This window comes from Neobacillus rhizosphaerae, from assembly GCF_050477885.1.
Taxonomy (GTDB): Bacteria; Bacillota; Bacilli; order Bacillales; family Cytobacillaceae; genus Neobacillus; species Neobacillus rhizosphaerae_A.
Window position 1 is genome coordinate 1 of the sequence record NZ_JBCNAC010000120.1, and the last position, 3084, is coordinate 3084.

Sequence of the window (3084 nt, forward strand, 5' to 3'; positions counted from 1 at the left end):
CCTGAGGCAACTTCTGACAGTGTTGGGTCAAACCAGAGCAACACTGTCAGAACCTGAGGCAACTTCTGACAGTGTTGGATTAAACCAGAGCAACATTGTCAGAACCTGAGGCAACTTCTGACAGGGTGGGTTCAAACCGGAGCAACACTGTCAGAACCTGAGTCAACTTCGGACAGCTTGAACCATTTCAAGAGCATTCCTATCCGAAGATGTGAGCCCAGCCTAGAAAATGTAATCAATAACAACAATCTTTACCAAAACAGCCCACCCCTTACACGGATAATCTATTGACCAAACTAGCAGAGGGTGATTTAATATAATTAAAGTGGTTGGGTCACTGAGCCATAAACCAAGGAGGGGAATTTTTTTATGAAGGCCTTGATAACAGAATTAATTTGGAATGAAGGAATTGAGGAACTGATTCGTCAAGGGTTTGAAGTGCACTATGATGAGAGTCTATGGAACAATCGCGCACAGCTGCTCCAGAAAGTTAAAGAGTACGATGCAATTATTGTTCGAAACCAAACAAAGGTGGATAAAGAACTTTTACATGCCGGAACCCGCTTGAAGGTAGTTGGCCGTTTGGGAGTGGGCATGGATAACATTGATATCCCAACCGCGAAAGCAAGAGGCGTTCAAGTCGTGTATGGTCGTCACGCCAATGCCACATCAGTTGCGGAATATGTTCTGTCGGCCATGTTAACCGCGAACCGGCCGCTTCATCTAGCAGATGCTGATATCCGGTCCGGAAATTGGAACCGCAAAAGATTTACAGGCGGCGAAATCTCCAACAAAACACTTGGATTAATTGGATTAGGAGAAATCTCGCATCGTGTAGCGAAGAGGGCACTTGCTTTTGGCATGAAAGTCATTGGCTATGATCCATTTGTCACCGAGTACGACCACATCGTTTCAGAAACTGGAATCCAGCTAAAAGACTCTTTAGATGACGTATTAACCATGTCCGATTTTATCTCCTTGCATGTTCCATTAACACCTCAGACGCATTATTTAATCTCCGAATCCGAATTGAGAAAGATGAAACCGACGGCGTATATCATCAACACCTCTAGAGGCGGCATCATTCATGAACCGGCATTGGCAGCTGCATTAAATAGCCAAACGATTGCCGGGGCCTTTTTAGATGTCCTGGAAGTAGAACCAATCTCACAAACTAATCAACTCTTATCCTGCGAAACTGCAACAATCACACCTCATATTGCAGGGCTCACCGATGAATCTCAGATCAGAACTTCGTTATTAGTTGCAAAGGAAGTAATAAAAGTAGTCAATGGGGAACGTTCCTTATGCACTGTCTAAACAAAATATTTAGAAAATTAAAATATTATTGTTGACTATCCAGTTATTAGGTGCTTTAATAAGGATATAGAAATTGGTTGGGTCACTCAACCACAATCACAACTTCAATCACAACCGCAACAACAACCACAAAGGAGGCTTTCAAATGAGTATCAATAGTCAAGGAAATACTCTTACGGAACAACAGCAAGAGACAGCCGGAAATGTAAGCACTCACAAATTTTTAATTCATCATCGTGGCGATCATGTTGGAGTAGCTACTACTCCAATTCAAAAAGGAGAAAAGGTAATCGGGATTTATATGGATGATAATTCCGATGTAGTGGTTCTGGCTAAAGGCGATATTCCATTAGGCCACAAAATCTCCTTAGTTAATTTAGAAAAAGGAGAACCAGTTTTAAAGTATGGAGTTCAAGTTGGTTTAACAACAGAAAAGTGGGAAATTGGCGATTACGTTCATACCCACAATATTAAAACGGCGAGGTGGTAGAAGATGGGTCAACAGCTTTTTGGATATCGCAGAGAAAATGGTAAGGTTGGCATTCGGAATCACGTGATTATTTTACCGGTAGATGATATTTCTAATGCAGCTTGTGAAGCTGTTGCAAAGCAAGTTCAAGGTACGTTAGCTCTTCCGCATGCGTATGGCCGATTACAGTATGGTCCAGATTTGGATTTGCATTTCAGAACGATGATTGGAACGGGGTCTAACCCGAACGTAGCTGCCGTAATCGTCATCGGGATTGAACAAAACTGGGCGAAGAAAATCGCTGATGGTATTGCCGAAACTGGTAAACCAGTATCCTATTTTTCTATCGAAGGAAATGGTGATTTTGAAACGATTCGCGCAGCTTCTTGGAAGGCGAAGGAATATGTTCAATGGGCCACCGAACTTCAAAGGGAACCAATTGAATTAAAAGATTTAACGATCAGCATTAAATGTGGTGAATCCGATACGACGACTGGCATGGGCTCTTGTCCAACTGTTTCTCAGGCAGTTGATCGTTTGGTTGACGCTGGTGCGACGGTGTTCTTTGGGGAAACCTCTGAACTAACCGGCGGTGAGCATTTAATCCGCGAGCGGATGGCTACACCGGAACTGCAAGAGAGATTCATGGCCATCTATGATGATTATGTAGGTGAAATTGAATCTAAAGGTGTAGATTTATTAGGCTCGCAGCCAACTCAAGGAAACATCGCCGGCGGCTTATCAACCATTGAAGAAAAAGCCTTAGGGAATATTGCTAAAACAGGTACGAAGGAAGTAGTAGGTGTCCTAGATCCTGCCGATAAACCAGAAAATGGAGCTGGGCTTTACTTCATGGATACCTCTTCTGCAGCAGCAGAATGTATCACTTTGATGGCAGCAGGGGGAGCAGTCCTTCACCTATTCCCTACTGGCCAAGGTAATATTATTGGTAACCCAATTGAACCGGTCGTGAAGATTACGGCTAATCCAATCACGGCTGCCACAATGAGTGAACACATTGATGTGGATGTGCAAGGTTTGCTGTCACGTAACATCTCGCTGGAACAAGCAGGGGATCAATTAATGGAAATGATTTGCCGTACTGTCAATGGCCGTCTTACTTGTGCCGAGGCATTAGGCCATCGTGAATTTGTCATGACAAAACTATATCGCAGTGCTTAAAACTCTTCTCCCTACACATTGTTATGCGTAGGGAGTTCACTTTTTCACGTTAAAAGAAAGTATAAAATTCGACTTCGAGAATTGTCCAGCGCAAGCGCCTAGCCCCTCGGGTC

General features: G+C 43.4%; 3 protein-coding genes. All 3 read left to right on the forward strand.

Translation table 11 applies throughout. The annotated features are described in order from the left end of the window. Positions 1 to 369: 369 nt before the first annotated feature. Positions 370 to 1320, forward strand: a complete 951-nt coding sequence (locus tag ABES03_RS17100) for a hydroxyacid dehydrogenase (protein WP_430118864.1) — start codon at positions 370 to 372, stop codon at positions 1318 to 1320. Positions 1321 to 1465: 145 nt separating this feature from the next. Beyond that, positions 1466 to 1810 (forward strand): UxaA family hydrolase, encoded by a 345-nt coding sequence (locus tag ABES03_RS17105; protein ID WP_430118866.1) that lies wholly within the window; start codon positions 1466 to 1468, stop codon positions 1808 to 1810. A 3-nt stretch (positions 1811 to 1813) separates the two neighbouring features. Further along, entirely contained in the window at positions 1814 to 2971 is a 1158-nt protein-coding gene (locus tag ABES03_RS17110) for a UxaA family hydrolase (RefSeq protein WP_430118868.1), read from the forward strand. The last annotated feature ends 113 nt before the right edge of the window (positions 2972 to 3084 follow it).